Annotated in this window: 12 protein-coding genes; 3 read left to right on the plus strand and 9 right to left on the minus strand. The window is 63.5% G+C overall.

Features of this window, described 5'->3' with window-relative positions:
• Window positions 1-30 precede the first annotated feature (30 nt).
• Complete coding sequence (locus tag PQQ86_RS08690) at window positions 31-726, minus strand: arylesterase (RefSeq protein ID WP_408265775.1); 696 nt, start codon at window positions 724-726, stop codon at window positions 31-33.
• Here PQQ86_RS08690 and PQQ86_RS08695 point away from each other — a divergent pair.
• Window positions 725-1,411 carry an ABC transporter ATP-binding protein gene (locus PQQ86_RS08695; RefSeq protein WP_408265776.1) on the plus strand — a complete coding sequence of 229 codons (687 nt, stop codon included), beginning with the start codon at window positions 725-727 and terminating at the stop codon, window positions 1,409-1,411. The two genes, PQQ86_RS08690 and PQQ86_RS08695, sit on opposite strands and share 2 nt — an antisense overlap.
• 158 nt (window positions 1,412-1,569) lie before the next feature.
• Here the strand turns inward: PQQ86_RS08695 and pgi are convergent, their stop codons facing one another.
• The 3 genes from pgi to PQQ86_RS08710 form a co-directional block, all read right to left on the minus strand.
• A complete protein-coding gene (pgi, locus tag PQQ86_RS08700) occupies window positions 1,570-3,192 on the minus strand; it encodes a glucose-6-phosphate isomerase (RefSeq protein WP_408265777.1) in 1,623 nt (540 codons plus the stop codon).
• A 329-nt stretch (window positions 3,193-3,521) separates the two neighbouring features.
• Complete coding sequence (locus PQQ86_RS08705; RefSeq protein WP_408265778.1) at window positions 3,522-5,150, minus strand: NAD(P)H-hydrate dehydratase; 1,629 nt, start codon at window positions 5,148-5,150, stop codon at window positions 3,522-3,524.
• 85 nt (window positions 5,151-5,235) lie between these two features.
• Window positions 5,236-6,534, minus strand: a complete 1,299-nt coding sequence (locus PQQ86_RS08710; RefSeq protein WP_408265779.1) for an FAD-dependent oxidoreductase — start codon at window positions 6,532-6,534, stop codon at window positions 5,236-5,238.
• Between the two features lie 293 nt (window positions 6,535-6,827).
• On the opposite strand from PQQ86_RS08710, the gene purL reads away from it, so the two are divergent.
• Window positions 6,828-10,907, plus strand: a complete 4,080-nt coding sequence (gene purL / locus PQQ86_RS08715) for a phosphoribosylformylglycinamidine synthase (RefSeq protein ID WP_408265780.1) — start codon at window positions 6,828-6,830, stop codon at window positions 10,905-10,907.
• 192 nt (window positions 10,908-11,099) lie between these two features.
• On the opposite strand, the gene PQQ86_RS08720 is transcribed toward purL, so the two are convergent.
• From PQQ86_RS08720 to PQQ86_RS08740, 5 genes are all read right to left on the minus strand, one after another.
• Window positions 11,100-11,879: a peptidylprolyl isomerase gene (locus PQQ86_RS08720; RefSeq protein WP_408265781.1), complete on the minus strand. Its 780-nt coding sequence runs from the start codon at window positions 11,877-11,879 to the stop codon at window positions 11,100-11,102.
• A gap of 11 nt (window positions 11,880-11,890) precedes the next feature.
• A complete protein-coding gene (locus PQQ86_RS08725; protein ID WP_054042675.1) occupies window positions 11,891-12,205 on the minus strand; it encodes a BolA family protein in 315 nt (104 codons plus the stop codon).
• 1 nt (window position 12,206) lies between these two features.
• Window positions 12,207-12,737 carry a septation protein A gene (locus PQQ86_RS08730; RefSeq protein WP_054042677.1) on the minus strand — a complete coding sequence of 177 codons (531 nt, stop codon included), beginning with the start codon at window positions 12,735-12,737 and terminating at the stop codon, window positions 12,207-12,209.
• Between the two features lie 255 nt (window positions 12,738-12,992).
• Window positions 12,993-13,415, minus strand: coding sequence for a peptide-methionine (R)-S-oxide reductase MsrB (msrB, locus tag PQQ86_RS08735; protein ID WP_408193490.1), 423 nt, complete (start codon window positions 13,413-13,415; stop codon window positions 12,993-12,995).
• Between the two features lie 38 nt (window positions 13,416-13,453).
• The gene (locus tag PQQ86_RS08740) at window positions 13,454-15,010 is read right to left on the minus strand and encodes a protein adenylyltransferase SelO (RefSeq protein WP_408265782.1); all 1,557 of its coding nucleotides are present in this window, start codon (window positions 15,008-15,010) and stop codon (window positions 13,454-13,456) included.
• A 265-nt stretch (window positions 15,011-15,275) separates the two neighbouring features.
• Between PQQ86_RS08740 and PQQ86_RS08745 the strand changes: the two genes are divergently transcribed.
• Entirely contained in the window at window positions 15,276-16,961 is a 1,686-nt protein-coding gene (locus tag PQQ86_RS08745; protein ID WP_408265783.1) for a 3-(methylthio)propionyl-CoA ligase, read from the plus strand.
• The last annotated feature ends 50 nt before the right edge of the window (window positions 16,962-17,011 follow it).

Below are 17,011 nucleotides of genomic sequence, written 5' to 3' on the forward strand. Positions count from 1 at the left end.
ATTACCGGAAACAAGTTGTTAGCGAGCTTTTCAGTGCGGCGAACTTGTGCGAAGGAGTGGCTTGACAGCCGGCCACACGTTGTTGAGTAGCACTGGCTGTGCCTGCTGCGTGGGATGGATCTGATCCGCCTGAAACATGTCCGGTTTGTCGGCGATGCCAGCTAGCAGGAAGGGCACCAACGGCACACGCAATTGCTTCGAGAGTTCGCCGTACAGGCCGTGGAACTTTTGCGTGTAGTCGGGGCCGTAATTGGGTGGTACATACATGCCGACCAGCACGACCTTCGCGTGGCCTTGTTGAGCCTGCTCGATGATCGTGCGCAGGTTGTCTTCGGTGGTGGCGAGCGGTACGCCGCGCAACGCATCGTTCGCGCCGAGCTCGACGATCACGATACTCGGCTTGAGCCGCTGCAGGAGCGCCGGCAAGCGGGCCCGGCCACCGCTCGTGGTGTCGCCACTGATGCTTGCATTGGCGACGCTATAATCGATTCGCTCATCGGTGAGGCGCTGGCGCATCAAGGCAACCCAGCCAGTGTCGCGGGGCAAGCCGTACTCGGCCGAGATGCTGTCGCCGAGCACGACGATCACCGGCTTGGCCTGTTCGGGCGGGTTGGCCGCATAGGCCGGGAAGGGCAACGAAAACAGGGTTGCGGCCAGCACGGCCGGGCCGAATGCAGTAGTCAGCGCCGTCGCTACGGCGCGCACTTTCAACCTACGCTTCACCATGCTAAACAAAACTGATCCAGTCATTGAAGTGCGGGGTTTGTGCAAGAAGGTTAAGGATGCAACAGGCGAACTGACGATTCTCGAGGACATCGATCTTGCTATCGATGCCGGCAGCAGTGTGGCGATCGTCGGTGCATCCGGGTCGGGCAAGTCTACGCTGCTCGGCTTGCTCGCAGGATTGGACAGCGCGAGCTCGGGCTCGGTTCGACTGCTCGGCCGCGAGCTCACCGAGTTGAACGAAGACGAGCGAGCCGCGTTGCGCAGCGGCTCGGTCGGTTTCGTGTTCCAGTCGTTTCAACTGATGCCGCATTTGACGGCGCTCGAAAACGTCACGCTTCCGCTCGAACTGCAAGGCGGCATCGGTACGCGCGAGGCCGCGGCGCGTGCGCGCGGATTGTTGGAGCAGGTGGGACTCGCTAAGCGCACCGGGCACTATCCGAAGCTGCTGTCGGGCGGCGAACAGCAGCGGGTCGCGCTCGCGCGAGCCTTTGTCACCCATCCGGCGATTCTATTTGCCGACGAGCCGACCGGCAGTCTCGATGCAGCCACCGGTCACGCGGTGATCGATTTGATGTTCGAGATGAACCGCGCGAACGGCGCCACGTTGATCCTCGTCACGCACGACATCGAGCTGGCGCGCCGCTGCGATACGACGGTGACCATCGAAGCGGGACGTCTGGCCTGAGCAGCGTGCCAGCCATGCGTCACTCGTTCGTATAAAGCAAAGCGGGCCACAAGGGCCCGCTTTGCTTTTCATCTCATGCAACGCGATAACGCAACGCCGCTAACCAGGCGCGCGTGAACATTCAGCGCATGCGGCGCGAGGAAACGCGCCGCTCACGCTCATCGCTTCAAGGCAGCACGCGCCCGCGCGATCAACGCCGACGTCGACGAGTCATGCTTCTTCTCATCGACGCTTGCTGACGTCAGATCCGCCTCGACTACCTTGCCGAGGATCTTGCCCAACTCGACGCCCCATTGATCGAACGGGTTGATATCCCATACCGATGCCTGCACCAGCACCTTGTGCTCGTACAGCGCGATCAATGCGCCGAGCGAACGCGCGGTGAGTGCATCGACCAGCAGCGTGCTCGTCGGACGGTTGCCCGGAAACACCAGATGCGGCGCCAGTTCCGGCTTGTCCGCACCGGCAACCTTCTTCGCTTCTTCGAGCGTGCGGCCGAGCATCAACGCTTCGCTTTGCGCGAAGCAGTTCGCCAGCAGCTTCGGATGATGACTGACGAGCGGATGCTCCGGCGTCAACACGGCGATGAAGTCGATCGGCACGATCGTCGGGCCCTGATGCAGCATCTGGAAAAACGCATGCTGCCCGTTCGTGCCCGGTTCGCCCCAGGTCACGGCGGCGGTCGGATAGTCGACCATCGCGCCATCCAGGCGAGCCGACTTGCCGTTGCTCTCCATTTCGAGCTGTTGCAGATACGACGGCAGGAAATGCAGTGCTTCCGAATACGGCGCGACCAGATAGCTTTGCGAGCCGAAGAAGTTGCGATACCAGATGCCAATCATGCCGAGCAGCACCGGCAGATTTTTTTCGAGCGGAGCGTCGCGGAAATGCTGGTCCATCTCGTTGGCGCCGGCCAGCAGTTCGCCGAACTGTTGCGGGCCGATCGCGATCATGATCGACAGACCCACTGCCGACCACAGCGAATAACGCCCACCGACCCAGTCCCACATCTCGAACACGTTTTCTTTCGCGATGCCGAACCTGACCACCTCAGAAGGATTGGCCGACACGCCAACAAAGTGCTTCGCCAGCGCACTCTCCGGGCAGCCTTTCTCGATGAACCAGTCGCGCAGCGAGCGCGCATTGGTCATCGTTTCGAGCGTCGTGAAGGTCTTGGAGACGATGATCGCAAGCGTCTCTTCGGGATCGATCATCTGCATCACGTTGTACAGATCCGCGCCGTCCACGTTCGACACGAAGTGCGTGGTGATCTCCGGCGTGGCCAGATGATGCAGTGCGTGCACGACCATCTTCGGCCCGAGGTCCGAGCCGCCGATGCCGATGTTCACGACGTAGCGAATCCGCTTGCCGGTATAACCGGTCCACTCGCCGCTGCGAACCTTGTCGGCGAACGCCGCCATCTTCGCGCGTTCCGCCTGGATTTCCGCATGGAACGGTGCTTTCGAATCGGTGGCGCGCAGCGCGGTGTGCAAGGCGGCGCGGCCTTCGGTCGGGTTGACGACTTCGCCCGCGAACATCGCGTCGCGGCGTTTCTCGACGCCGGCTTCGCGCGCGAGTTGCACCAGCAGTTTCAGGGTTTCGTCGGTGATGCGGTTCTTCGAAAAATCGGCCGCGAGACCGCCGCCCGCGAACGCAAAGCGCTCAGCACGGGTAGGGGCGGGATCGTTCTCGGGGGCGAACCAGTCGCGCATGTGCGCATCGCGAATCTTCTCGTAATGCGTTTGCAGCGAGGACCAGGAGGGGAGCGAGTTCTGCGTCATAGCGTCCGTCTAACGAAGGGGCACGAAGAAAGGCGCGCGCGTGAAGCGCTGCCGAGGATGATGCAACGATGCTGTTAGAGCGATGCCGCGCGGTGGGGTTCGCGGTGGGTTGCGGTGAAACTTCGCGAGTTCGCCCGGAGATCGAACGGCTCACCAAAATTTCGCCGTAACCCGCGATGAACCCGACGCGCGGCGCAGTCAATCAGTATAACGGCGTTGTGTGACGGGTGGCAGCGGATTGGGCGTCCCATGCAAACTGTGGGATGGGGCGTCACGTTCAGGACACCCGGTTTGAGGTGCTGGATGGGGCGCTTCATTCACCCGCAGCCTCATCCACCCGTTGCCGGATAGAACATACGGTTGAGCAGAGTCCGCACCATCGGCGCGAGTTCACCCGCCGTCAACCCGGCTGGGCCGTGGCCTTGCGCGCTCAGCGTGTCGGCGGCGAGGCCGTGCAGGTAGACGCCTGCCAGCGCGGCTTCGTAACGCGGCAGATGCTGGGCGAGCAGTGCGCCGATGATGCCGCCGAGCACGTCGCCGGTGCCGCCTGTCGCGAGTGCGGCATTGCCGGTCGGATTGATCGCGACGCGGCCGTCCGGCGCGGCGATGACCGTGCCCGTGCCTTTCAGCACGACCACCGCGGCAAAGCGCGCAGCCAGTGCGCGTGCTGCGGCGAGGCGGTTGCGTTGCACGCCCGGCGCATCCGTGCCGAGCAGGCGCGCGGCTTCCAACGGATGCGGCGTGAGCACGCAAGGATCGCCTTGTACGCCGCGCGCGGTGACTTTGGCCGCGAGCGATGGGTCTGTTGAAATCAGATTGAGCGCGTCGGCGTCGAACAGTTTGGGTACGTCGAGCGTCAGCACGTCGTGCATGACACGCGTGGCGATGTCGCGCACGCCCATGCCGCAACCGACGGCGAGCGCGTCCATTTTGTCGAGCGGCAGATCGTCGATCGCATGCAGCATCAGTTCGGGATGCGGCGGATCGTAGGGCGGGGCGCCGTCGCCGAGCAAGGCAACGTGCACTTTGCCCGCGCCGGTGTAGAGCGCCGCGCGCGAGGCGAGGATCGGCGCGCCGCACATGCCGGTGTCGCCGCCGACCACGGCGAGGCTGCCGAAGGTGCCCTTGTTGGTGGCAAAGTCGCGCGGCGGCAGGAAGTCGGCGAATAGCTCCGGCGCATTGAGTTGCACGGCCGTGCGGCTGGTGCTGTCAATGCCGATCGGCGCCACCGTTACCGTGCCGGCAAGATCGCGACCCTGCGCCGTGAAGAGGCCGGGCTTGGCGCCGATGAAGGTGATCGTGTGGGTGGCGTGAACTGTTGCGGCACCGTCGTTCTGGTTTTCGCTTCGACCCCCGCCCTGGTTCTGTTTTTCACCGACGACCGTGCCGGTGTCGCTGTCGAGGCCGCTTGGCGTATCGAGTGCCAGGACGCCGCCTCTTCTGGACTTTGCTTTCGTGCGTTGTGAAAGCTGGCGGGCGATGGTGGCGAAGACGCCGTCCAGAGGGCGGGTCAGGCCGATGCCGAACATGCCGTCCACCAGCCATGTATAGCTTTCCAGCGAAGCCGGCGGTGTCGATGTCATGGCTACGCCTGCCGCACGGGCGGTGTCGAGCGCCCAGCGGGCGTCGTCCGGTTTGACTTCAAGCGGCATGCAAAGGTCTACGGCGATGCCTGCCTGGTGCAGCTCCGCGGCCACAATTAAAGCGTCGCCGCCGTTGTTGCCCGGGCCGGCTACGACCCATACCTTGTGCTTCGATTTCTCGATCGAGGGGTCGCGGGTGATCTGTTCCTGCAGGTAGCTCGCGGCTGCTTTGCCGGCGCGAGACATCAGGGTGTGCCGAGGCAGTGCCGCTGCGGCCTGGGTTTCAAGGATTCGCAGATCGGTTAGCGTGAGCAGCGGCAACGCGCGGTTGTGCGGGCTGATTAGCGTCGGGAGCGTGGATTCGGGCACTGTCATGGCGAGGCTTGGAGTTCACCTTGTGGGCAAGGTGAGGAAGCGTTGGGAGCCACTATGGTAGTGCCGAACGCTCCCGCCGCGCCATTTACTGGAATCGGTCCGCGCGCAGTGCAGCGAGAGTGTCCGCGGGGACGTCGGGGGGCTTGTCCGAAATCAGGTCGGCGATCAGCTTGCCCGCCCCGCATGCCAGACCCCAACCGGCCGGCCCGTGGCCGGCGTTCACAAACAGGCGCGGATGAAGCGCATTGCCGATCACAGGCATTCCGTCCGGTGACAGCAGTTTTACGCCTTCCCACGGCAAAGCCGCGGAAATCCGGGCGGCGCCCGGGATCCAGTCGTGCGTCGCCTGACCCAGCAGCGCCAGCGCTTCCTTTGTCAACGCTTCGCCGAGCGGTTTGTCGATCTGTCCGGCGCTCTGCAGGACCGCACCGCCCGCAACCCGCAGGCGATGATTCATGCGGCTGACCGTAATCCGCTTGACCGCGTCGACAATCGCGACGTGCGGCGCGCATTCCTCATGCGCAATCGGCGCCACCAGGTTATGCAGGCGCAGCGGATGCAATGGCAGCCGCAGCCCCAGGCGTTCGAGCAGCGGCAGACTGCCGTAACCGGCAGCCACGACGATCGCATCGGCGTTGATCACGTCGACTTCGCGTGAACGCGATGCCATGCCAGGCCGTGGCGCCAGTTCCACTGCGGCGCGCTGACCCTCGAGGCGGATCGCCGAGACTTCGCAGCCCAGCATGAATTGCACCCCACCTTGCGTATCGAGGGTCTGCTTGATCAGTTTCGCGAAAAGCGGGCAGTTGGCTGTGCGCTCGTGGTCGAACAGCACGCCGCCGGCGAATTCCGGCTCGGTTCGCACGGAATGCTCAAACGCGGCGCATTCGGCCGGCGTGAGCACATGGTGCGGGACTTCGTATTGGCGCAGCAGATCGAGCGCGGTCTGGGTCTGTTGCCATTCCTGCCCGGAACGCACCAGATAGAGCAGGCCGCTCGCCTGTTCGAATTCCAGCCCGAAGCGCGCTTCGATGTCGGCCATCGCCTCGCGCGATGCTTCGATCAACGGACGCAGCCGCGCGTACTGCCGGCTGAACGCCTCCGGCTCCTGCAAAGCGGCCAGCTGCTTGACGAACTGGCGTGCCGGCCCGTTAAAGCCGGTCTTGCTGATCACGCCGTTTTTGGCGCCCTGACGGCTCGCCATGAAAGTCGGACCGAACCAGACGTCGAGCGGGGTCGGCAGCACGGTGCCGCCGTGCCCATAGGTCGCGCCTTGCGCGACCGTTGCGTGGCGCTCGACGACGCATACCCGGTGCCCGGCCGCGCGCAGTTGATAAGCGGTGGCGACGCCCACAATTCCGCCGCCAATGACGATGACATCCATGATCTGATTCGATTTGCCGGCGGGACGCCGAAACGCCGCGTTCCCGTTAAGCGTGGCATGCGGCGCACTGCCCGGGATTCCTCAGGCTGCTCGCGCCGATCTGGTGAAAGGGCGAATGATAGCAGTCAAAACGGCGGACCGGCCACGCAGACCCCGCCAAAACCCTGGTGCGACGCCCGTTGGAAGGCCGTTCCCGGGGTATAATCTCGGACTTCCTTTGCGCCTCACGTCGCCTTCACGCGCGACTCATCGGCATCACTCATCGGCAACATTAGCGACGCAACGTCAAGTCCATGGCCCACTTCTCGTGTTTCCCCGGCGCTTCGGCCCTTTCCGATTTCCGTCAAACCCGCCTGCTCGACACGCTCACGCGCATCGACGCCAACATCACCGGCGTGCGCGGGCAGTATCTGCACTTCGTCAATGCGCAAAATCCGCTGTCGGCGGAAGACAACGCGAAGATCGAAGCGCTGATGCACTACGGCGATCCGCTCGAAGAAACCAAAGAGCGCGGCACGGCTGAAACCTTCCTCGTGGTGCCGCGCTTCGGCACGGTGTCGCCGTGGGCCAGCAAGGCAACCGATATTGCCCACCTCTGCGGCCTGACACAGGTGCGCCGCATCGAGCGCGGCGTCGAATACACGGTCACGCTGAAAAGCGGTCTGCTGGGCGGCAAGAAGGCGCTCTCCGACGAAGCCCGCGCGGCCGTCGCCGCGGCGCTGCACGACCGCATGACCGAGAGCGTGTCGCCCTCGCGTGACCATGCGCTGCATCTGTTCGACGAGCTGCCGGCCAAGCCGCTGCAAACCGTCGACGTGTTGAGCAACGGCCGTGGCGCGCTGGAAGTGGCGAACACGGAACTGGGCCTCGCGCTCGCCGACGACGAAATCGACTACCTCGTCGACGCCTTCACGAAACTCGGCCGCAACCCGACCGACGTCGAATTGATGATGTTCGCGCAGGCCAACAGCGAACACTGCCGTCACAAGATCTTCAACGCAGACTGGACGATCGACGGCGAGAAGCAGGACATCTCGCTGTTCAACATGATCCGCAACACGGAGAAGCTGAACCCGCAAGGCACGATCGTCGCGTATTCGGACAACTCGGCGATCATGGCGGGTGGCGTGGCTGAGCGCTGGTTCCCGCGCACGCCGGCTGAACCCGGCGCGCTGCCCGAACACTATCGCCGCAACGTCGAACTGACGCACACCTTGATGAAGGTGGAAACGCACAACCACCCAACCGCGATCTCGCCGTTCCCGGGCGCCTCGACCGGCGCGGGCGGCGAAATCCGCGACGAAGGTGCGACCGGCCGCGGTGCGCGTCCGAAGGCGGGTCTGGCAGGCTTCACGGTGTCGAATCTGGAATTGCCGGACGGCGTGGAAGTGTGGGAAAACGCCCGTGATGCCGCGCAGCCGCTGGCTCACCGGAACCCGGACGACAAGCACGAAGCGTATGGCCGTCCTGACCGCATCGCGTCGCCGCTGCAAATCATGATCGACGGCCCGCTCGGCGGCGCCGCGTTCAACAACGAATTCGGGCGGCCGAATCTGGGTGGCTACTTCCGGGCGTACGAGCAGAACGTTGCGGGTCTGGTGCGCGGTTATCACAAGCCGATCATGATCGCCGGCGGTATCGGCAATATTTCGGATCAGCACACGCACAAGCACGATCTGCCGGAAGGCTCGCTGCTGATCCAGATCGGCGGCCCGGGTATGCGCATCGGCATGGGCGGCGGCGCCGCCAGCTCGATGGCGACCGGCACCAACACGGCCGAACTCGATTTCGACTCGGTCCAGCGCGGCAATCCGGAAATCGAGCGCCGTGCGCAGGAAGTGATTAACGCGTGCTGGCAGCTCGGCGAGAAGAACCCGATTCTGAGCATTCACGACGTGGGCGCGGGCGGTCTGTCGAACGCGTTCCCGGAAGTCGTGGACGGCGCCAGCAAGGGCGCGATCTTCGATCTGCGCAAGATCCAGCTGGAAGAGAGCGGTTTGTCGCCGCGCGAAATCTGGTCGAACGAAGCGCAGGAGCGTTACGTCCTGGCGATTGCGCCGGGCGATCTGCCCGCGTTCGAAGCCATGTGCGAGCGCGAGCGTTGCCCGTTCGCGGTGGTCGGCACGGCCACGGCCGAACGTCAGTTGAAGGTGATCGACTCCGAATCGAACAAGGACGCCGCACACGAGCCGGTCGACATGCCGATGGAAGTGCTCCTCGGCAAGGCGCCGCGCATGCATCGCGACGTGAAGCGCGTTGAGCAGAAGCTCGAACCGGTGGATGTCACCGGCATCGCGTTGTCGGAAGTGGCGGTCAGCGTATTGCGTCATCCTACGGTTGCCAGCAAGTCGTTCCTGATCACGATCGGCGACCGCTCGGTCGGCGGCACGACTGCGCGCGACCAGATGGTCGGTCCGTGGCAAGTGCCGGTGGCCGACGTCGCGATTACGACGATGGACTACGCGGGCTTCCGCGGCGAAGCGATGACCATGGCCGAGCGTACGCCGCTTGCCGTGATCAACGCGCCGGCGTCGGGCCGCATGGCGGTCGGCGAGGCGGTCACCAACATCGCGGCGGCGCCGATCGCGTCGCTCGATAAGCTCAAGCTGTCGGCGAACTGGATGGCCGCATGCGGCGCAGCGGGCGAAGACGCCGCGCTGTACGACACGGTCAAGGCCATTGGCATGGAACTGTGCCCGGCGCTCGGCATCAGCATTCCAGTGGGCAAGGATTCGTTGTCCATGCGTACCAAGTGGGAAGACCGTGGCGTGGCGAAGGAAGTCGTCGCGCCGGTCTCGCTGATTATCTCGGCATTCGCGCCGGTCGAAGATGTGCGTAAGCACCTCACGCCGCAACTGCGCAGCGCGGGCGACGTGGGCGACTCCGTGCTGATCGCAATCGACCTTGGCCGCGCCAGGCATCGTCTGGGCGGCAGTATCCTCGCGCAAGTCACGCAGCAGGTCGGCGACACGGTGCCGGACGTCGACGACCCGGAAGATCTGAAGCGTTTCTTCACCGCGATCCAGTCGCTCAATAGCGACGGCAAGCTGCTCGCGTACCACGACCGCTCGGACGGCGGTCTGTGGGCGACCGTTTGCGAAATGGCGTTTGCGGGTCACGTTGGCGTGTCGCTCAACGTCGACATGCTGGTGCTCGATCCGAACCATGAATCCGACTATGGCGATGCGAAAGACTGGGCGAAGCAGACCAGCGGCCGTCGTGAAGACCGCACGATCCGCGCGCTCTTCACCGAAGAACTCGGCGCCGTAATTCAGGTGCGCGCAGCGGACCGCGACGCGGTGCTGGGCGCCTTGCGTGAACACGGTCTGTCGGCATGCTCGCACGTGATTGGCAAGACCAACGAGCGTGACACGATCGAAATCTATCGCGACGCGAAGAAGATCTACGACGCACCGCGTACCGAATTGCATCGCGCGTGGAGCGAAGTGAGCTGGCGTATTTCGCGTCTGCGCGATAACCCGGCTTGCGCCGATGCCGAATACGACGCGCTTTCCGACGCCGCCGATCCGGGCATCTCGCCTGTCCTCACGTTCGATCCTTCGGAAGATGTCGCCGCACCGTTCATCGGCAAGGGCGCACGCCCGCGTGTCGCGATCCTGCGTGAGCAGGGCGTGAACTCGCACCTCGAAACGGCTTATGCATTCGACCGCGCCGGCTTCGACGCGCACGACGTGCACATGAGCGACCTGCTGGCCGGCCGCGCCAACCTGGCGGATTTCGCCGGTGCGGTGGCGTGCGGCGGCTTCTCGTACGGCGACACGCTGGGCGCCGGCGAAGGCTGGGCGAAGGCGATTCGTTTCAACTCGCAACTCGCAGATATGTTCGCTGCGTTCTTCGGCCGCGAAGACACGTTTGCGCTGGGTATCTGCAATGGCTGCCAGATGATGAGCAGCCTAGCATCGATGATTCCGGGCGCCGAAGCATGGCCGAAGTTCACGCGCAACAAGTCGGAGAAATTCGAAGCGCGCTTCTCGCTGGTGGAAGTGCAGGCTTCGCCGTCGATCTTCTTCGCCGGCATGGAAGGCTCGCGCATTCCGGTGGCGATTGCACACGGCGAAGGTTACGCGGACTTCTCGCAGCAAGGCGATGCGTCGAAGGTGGCCGTGGCGATGCGTTACGTCGATCACCGTGGTCAGGCAACGGAGCAGTATCCGTTCAACCCGAACGGTTCGCCGGACGGCATCACGTCGGTCACGACGCCTGATGGCCGCTTTAGCGTGCTGATGCCGCACACCGAGCGCGTGCATCGCGCGGTGCAGATGAGCTGGCATCCGGAAGGCTGGGGTGAGGGCAGCACGGACGCGAGCCCGTGGCTGCGCGTGTTCCAGAACGCACGCCGCTGGCTGGGTTGATGATGCGGACGGGGACCGCCGCTCCTTGCGGCGACCCCTTTGCTTTAGCCGAAGCGAGGCAAGGCTTCAATCAGAAGTGATTGGCACGTCAGCGAAAGCTGAGCGAAGTAAAGCAGAACCGCAGAGCCCGCAGAAACAAAAAAACCGCCCGAGGGCGGTTTTTTTATTCCGAAGCAGCAGCGCAAAAACCGCTTACTGAATCTTCGCGTTCTTACGCAGGCCTTCTTCGAACGCCTGCAGCTTTTCCTGCTGGATCTGCTGCACGATCTGCGGACGCACTTGCTCCAGCGGCGGCGGCGTGATGTTGCGCACGTCGTCGACACGGATGATGTGCCAGCCGAATTGCGTGTGCACCGGCGTGTCGGTCATCTGGCCTTTCTGCAGATGCGTGGCCGCGTCCGCGAATTCAGGCACGTAGGCTTTCGGGTCCGACCAGTCCAGGTCGCCGCCGTTCTTGCCCGATCCCGGGTCCTTCGAGAATTGCTTGGCGAGGTCTTCGAAGCTTGCGCCGGCCTTGATCTTGGCGATCAGGTCCTTGGCTTGCTGTTCGTTGTCGACCAGGATGTGGTGCAGGTGATATTCCTTGCCGCCCGCGTCCTTGATCAGCGCGTTGTAGCGCGCGGTGACTTCGGCGTCGGTCGGCGTGTTGGTCTTCACGAAGTCTTCGATCAGCGCGCGCAACACGACGGTTTGTTGCGCGACGGCGATTTGCGCCTTGATGTCCGGACGATTCGGCAAGCCGCGGCGCAGCGCTTCCTGCATCAAAATTTCGCGGTTCACCAGCTCTTCGCGCACGGCCATTTGCAGTTGCGGCGTGTTTTGCTGGCCTTGATGAACCAGTTGATCGATCAGCGCGTCGGCGCGTGCTTTCGGAATCGGCGTGCCGTTCACGACGGCGATGTTCTGTGCGAATGCAGGTGCGGCCGCAAATGCAGCCAGCAATACCCAAAGGCGGGTTTTCTTCAAGGTCATCGAAAGGTTTCCTAGCGGGGCAACAAAGCAAATTCTTCGGGCGTATACGCCGTGATTGCAAGGGCGTGAATGCCGCGCTGCATGGCATCGGCCAGCGCATCATACACCATGCGATGCCGCGCCACGCGGGCTTTCCCGGCGAATGCGGCAGCCACGATCGTGACAGAGAAATGACCGCCGGCGGACGCACCGGCGTGGCCCGCGTGCTGCGCGCTGTCATCGGTGATCCGGATCGAGGCGACCGGCGCGAGCGCTGCGGTAAGACGCGCCTCGATCAGCGCGGCGCGCTCGGCGGTAGTGGCGTGCATGAACACATCGCTCGTCATGTCATTCTTCCTTCATATACTTCGACAGCCACAAACTCTGTCCGACGATGAATACCACGAGGCATCCGGTCGCGCCGAACAGCTTGAAATTGACCCACTGGTCGGTCGTGTAGTTGTACGCGACGAACAGGTTCACCAGCCCCAGCAGCACGAAGAAAATCGCCCAGACGATGTTCAGCTTGCCCCAGATCGCGTGCGGCAGCGTGATTTGCTTGCCCATCATCGCTTCGATCAGGTTCTTGTTGAAGGCCAGTTGCGAGACGATCAGCGCAACCGAAAACGCCCAGTACAGCACGGTCGGCTTCCATTTGATAAACGTGTCGTTGTGCAGCACGAGCGTCGCGCCGCCGAACACGGTGACAACGCCGAGGCTCACCCACAGCATCGGATCGACCTTGCGGTGGCGGAAAGCCACCCACGCGATCTGCACCAGCGTGGCGACGATCGCCACTGCCGTCGCCGTGAAAATGCCCCAGATCTTGAAGGCGACGAAGAACAGGATGATCGGGAACAGATCGAACAGGAATTTCATTATCTGGTCGGGAATTCGGAGAGTGGGTCGGAGAGTCGGGGACGCGGCGCGGGGCGCCCGGTGGCAGGGATGCTGCAAAAACCCGCCGCGGCAGCCGGGAACGGCGCGTTGCGCTGTTCGTAGCATGATTGCCGCGGCGGGTCGACCGCCGGGTTGACCGGTTTGCAAACCGGAAGAAAGGTGTCACGGCCGGCGCGCGCCTGATGACAGACGCCGGCCGCGCATCATTCAACGGACGCCGGACTCCGCGCTGCGTTACTTGGGCTCGAATTGTAACGCAGCCGAATTGATGCAGTAACGCAGACCGGTCGGCGCCGGTCCGTCTTCGAACACATGGCCCAGATGCGCGCCGCAGTTCTTGCACTGCACTTCGATGCGCAGCATGCCGTGCGCGCGGTCGGTTTTCTCGGCGATCACTTCGCCGTTGATCGGCTTGAAGTAACTCGGCCAGCCGCAACCGGCGTCGAACTTGGTGTCCGATTCGAACAGCGGCGTACCACAGCAGACGCAGTCATAGATGCCGCGGTCCCAGTGGTCGTGATAGCGGCCGGTGAAGGGGCGCTCGGTGGCCGCGTGGCGGGTCACCTGGTATTCGATGTCGGAGAGCTTTTTGCGCCACTCGGCGTCGTCTTTCTGCACGGCGGGGGCGCCGGTGTTGAGGTCGTCGGGCTTGTTCATGGTCGGGGTTCCTGTCTCAAGATTGTTTTGGGGGCTCGTCAGGAAGAGCAACTCACTTCCAGCGAGCTGGCCCAATCCGGCGGCAGCCCCGCATACGCTTCGTTTTCCGGTTGCTCGTCGAACGGGCGGCGCAGGACGGCTGCCAAACGCTCCACTTCGGAGAAGTCCTTCTCTTTCGCGCGGCGGATCGCCGTTTCTGCCAGATGATTACGAAGTACGAATTTGGGGTTCACACGGTTCATTGCAATGGCGCGCGCGGCGTCGTCGCGTGTTTCTTCGGACAGTCGCGCGCGGTAGTCGTTCACCCATGCATCGAATGCGGCTCGGTCGAGGAACAGGTCGCGCACCGGTGCGTCGCCGCTCGCATCGTGCTTCGAAATACGCGCCAGATTGCGGAAGGTCAGCGTGAAATCCGCACGGTTGGCATGCATCAATTCGAACAGACGGTTGATCAAGGTGTCGTCGCCTTCGCGCTCGCTTTCGAGGCCGAGCTTGGCGCGCATGCGTTTCTCCAACGCCGGCGCGAAACGCTCCTTGAAGCCGCCGAGCACACGCTGCGCGTCTTCGATCGCCTTGTCGCCACGCACGCTTTCCTCGTGCTGAACGCCTAGCAGCGGCAGCAGCCCTTGCGCGAGGCAAAAGAGGTTCCAGTACGCAATCTGCGGCTGCATCTTGTACGCGTAGCGGCCTTGCGAGTCAGAGTGATTACAGATATAGCCGGCGTCGAAGCCGTCCATGAATCCGAACGGGCCGTAGTCGATCGTGAGACCGAGGATCGACATGTTATCGGTATTCATCACGCCGTGGCAGAAGCCCACGGCTTGCCATTCGACCATCAGATCGGCGGTCGAATTCACGGCTTCATTCAGCAGCGCGAGGTACGGATCGTCGGCTTCGCGGCAATGCGGATAGAAGCGTTCGATCACGTGATCGGCAAGCGCGCGCAGTGCATCGACGCGATCGTTCGAATAGAAATGCTCAAAGTGCCCAAAGCGCACGAAACTCGGCGCCACGCGCGTGACGACCGCTGCGGTCTCGACTTCCTCGCGGCGCACCGGCTGGTCGGAGCCGATCACGCACAGCGCGCGCGTGGTCGGAATGCCGAGGTGATGCATCGCTTCCGAACACAGATATTCGCGGATCGACGAACGCAGAACGGCGCGGCCGTCGCCCATACGCGAATAGGGCGTGCGGCCCGCGCCTTTGAGCTGCAGCTCAAAGCGCTGGCCATTGTGTTCGACTTCGCCGAGACCGAGCGCACGGCCGTCGCCGAGCTGGCCTGCCCACACGCCGAACTGATGCCCCGAATACACCGACGCATACGGCAGCGCTTCGGAAGGCCATTCACGCGTGGCGTTGCCTGAGAACAGTTCGGCGAAGCCCGGATCATTCTGGAGCCTAGGCTCTAAACCGAGCAACGCGGCGGTCTCTGCGGAGAACCCGACCACGTACGGGGCACTTAGCGGCGCCGCGGGCAGCCGTGTCAGAAACACGCTGCCGAGCCGCGCAAATGCGCTTTCGGGCGAGGTGATCAGTGCGTCGGAAAGAGCCGATAAAGGCCCGGATAACCCTACAATGCTTGGGGAAAACGACATATTGAGCGCCTCTGGATTAACCGATATTGTAAGTCCGCGCCCGCGGAGCTGCTGGCCGGCTCTCAGTCCGAGGTTTGGCCAGACACGCGCCTGCGTGCCGGACGTCTCCAGCCGGAGCACCTCCGCGCCGCTTCAGAGCGCGCAAGGCGACGCTTCGGAGCGTCCCTTGCGGACCCACCGAAGCGTCGCGTGCGACGCAGCGGAGTGCGCGCGGCCCCCGAGCTACAACCCAAACGACGCAAACAAGGCGAGGAGACCTCTCTTTATGACGACGCCGCTGCTTGGCCAGATGATGGACGTGCCGCTCACCGTGTCCTCGTTGCTCGCGCATGCCGCGCGGCATTTCGGCGACACCGAGATCGTGTCGCGGCGCATTGAAGGCGACGTGCATCGCTACACCTACCGCGACTGCGAAAAGCGCGCGAAGCAGCTGGCGCAGGCGCTGATCGCGCTTGGCGTCGAACCCGGCGAGCGGGTGGCCACGCTGGCCTGGAACGGCTACCGGCACCTGGAGGCGTATTACGGCACGACGGGCTTCGGCGCCGTGTGTCACACGATCAATCCGCGCCTCTTCCCCGATCAGATCGCCTATATCGTCAACCACGCCGACGACGCCTACGTGCTGTTCGACACCACGTTCGCACCGCTCGTCGATGCGCTGGCGCCGCAGTGCCCCAAAGTGCGCGGCTGGATCGCACTGGCCGATGAAGCCCATTTGCCGATGATGCAAACGCCGGTGTTGAGCTACGAAACGTTGGTGGAAGCGCAGGACGGCAATTACGACTGGCCGGCCATCGACGAACGGCAGGCGTCCTATCTTTGCTATACGTCCGGTACCACCGGCAATCCGAAAGGCGCGCTGTATTCGCACCGTTCGACGGTCCTGCACGCGTTCGGTGCATCGCTGCCCGACGCGATGAGCCTGTCCGCGCGCGACTCCGTGCTGCCGGTCGTGCCGATGTTCCATGTGAACGCGTGGGGCATTCCGCACTCCGCGCCGCTGACCGGTGCGAAGCTGGTCTTTCCTGGCAAGGATCTAGACGGCAAATCGCTGTATGAACTGATGGAAAGCGAACGCGTCACGTATTCGGCCGGCGTGCCGACCGTGTGGCTCGGCTTGCTCAACCACCTGCGCGAGGCCAAGGTGCGTTTCTCTTCGCTGAATCGCACGGTGATTGGCGGCTCGGCCTGTCCGCCGGCCATGCTGCGAGCTTTCGAAGACGAATACGGCGTGCAGGTGATCCATGCATGGGGCATGACGGAAATGTCGCCGCTCGGCACCTTGTCGAAACTGACGTGGGAGCAGAGTCAGCGTCCGTTGGCAGAGCAGCGCAAATTGCTCGAAAAGCAGGGCCATGTGCTGTACGGCGTCGATATGAAGATCGTCGGCGAAGACGGGCGCGATCTGCCGTGGGACGGTGTGGCGTTCGGCGATCTGCACGTGCGCGGCCCGTGGGTGATCGACCGGTATTTCCGCAAGGACGATTCGCCGCTGGTGGACGGCTGGTTTCCGACCGGCGACGTCGCCACTATCGACCGCGACAGCTTCCTGCACATCACGGATCGCTCGAAAGACGTGATCAAGTCGGGTGGCGAGTGGATCAGTTCGATCGACATCGAAAACGTCGCGATCGCGCATCCGGCGGTAGCTGAAGCCGCGTGCATCGCCTGTGCGCATCCGAAATGGACCGAACGGCCGTTGCTGGTGATCGTCAAGCGGGCCGGTTTCGACGTGACGCGCGAGGAACTGCTGGCGTTCTACGACGGCAAGGTCGCCAAGTGGTGGATTCCCGACGACGTCGTCTTCGTCGACGAACTTCCGCATACGGCCACCGGCAAGCTGCAGAAACTCAAACTGCGCGACATTTTTCGCGACCACATCCTGCCGTCCGCGCTCGAAGACGAGAAGGATTGCCCCCTGACTCCGCTGGCCAGGGGAAACCCCGTCTAACGATAAATTGAACGAGCGTGCTTTTTTGTGTATTCTGCCTGCTGACCCCG

This window comes from Paraburkholderia sediminicola (assembly GCF_046026675.1).
GTDB lineage: Bacteria > Pseudomonadota > Gammaproteobacteria > Burkholderiales > Burkholderiaceae > Paraburkholderia > Paraburkholderia sediminicola_F.

Coding starts and splice junctions, on each gene's coding strand:
- PQQ86_RS08720 (WP_408265781.1), bottom strand. CDS start 11,879: ATGACCTTGAAGAAAACCCGCCTTTGGGTATTGCTGGCTGCATTTGCG.
- PQQ86_RS08705 (WP_408265778.1), bottom strand. CDS start 5,150: ATGACAGTGCCCGAATCCACGCTCCCGACGCTAATCAGCCCGCACAAC.
- PQQ86_RS08730 (WP_054042677.1), bottom strand. CDS start 12,737: ATGAAATTCCTGTTCGATCTGTTCCCGATCATCCTGTTCTTCGTCGCC.
- PQQ86_RS08710 (WP_408265779.1), bottom strand. CDS start 6,534: ATGGATGTCATCGTCATTGGCGGCGGAATTGTGGGCGTCGCCACCGCT.
- PQQ86_RS08725 (WP_054042675.1), bottom strand. CDS start 12,205: ATGACGAGCGATGTGTTCATGCACGCCACTACCGCCGAGCGCGCCGCG.
- purL (WP_408265780.1), top strand. CDS start 6,828: ATGGCCCACTTCTCGTGTTTCCCCGGCGCTTCGGCCCTTTCCGATTTC.
- msrB (WP_408193490.1), bottom strand. CDS start 13,415: ATGAACAAGCCCGACGACCTCAACACCGGCGCCCCCGCCGTGCAGAAA.
- pgi (WP_408265777.1), bottom strand. CDS start 3,192: ATGACGCAGAACTCGCTCCCCTCCTGGTCCTCGCTGCAAACGCATTAC.
- PQQ86_RS08740 (WP_408265782.1), bottom strand. CDS start 15,010: ATGTCGTTTTCCCCAAGCATTGTAGGGTTATCCGGGCCTTTATCGGCT.
- PQQ86_RS08695 (WP_408265776.1), top strand. CDS start 725: ATGCTAAACAAAACTGATCCAGTCATTGAAGTGCGGGGTTTGTGCAAG.
- PQQ86_RS08745 (WP_408265783.1), top strand. CDS start 15,276: ATGACGACGCCGCTGCTTGGCCAGATGATGGACGTGCCGCTCACCGTG.
- PQQ86_RS08690 (WP_408265775.1), bottom strand. CDS start 726: ATGGTGAAGCGTAGGTTGAAAGTGCGCGCCGTAGCGACGGCGCTGACT.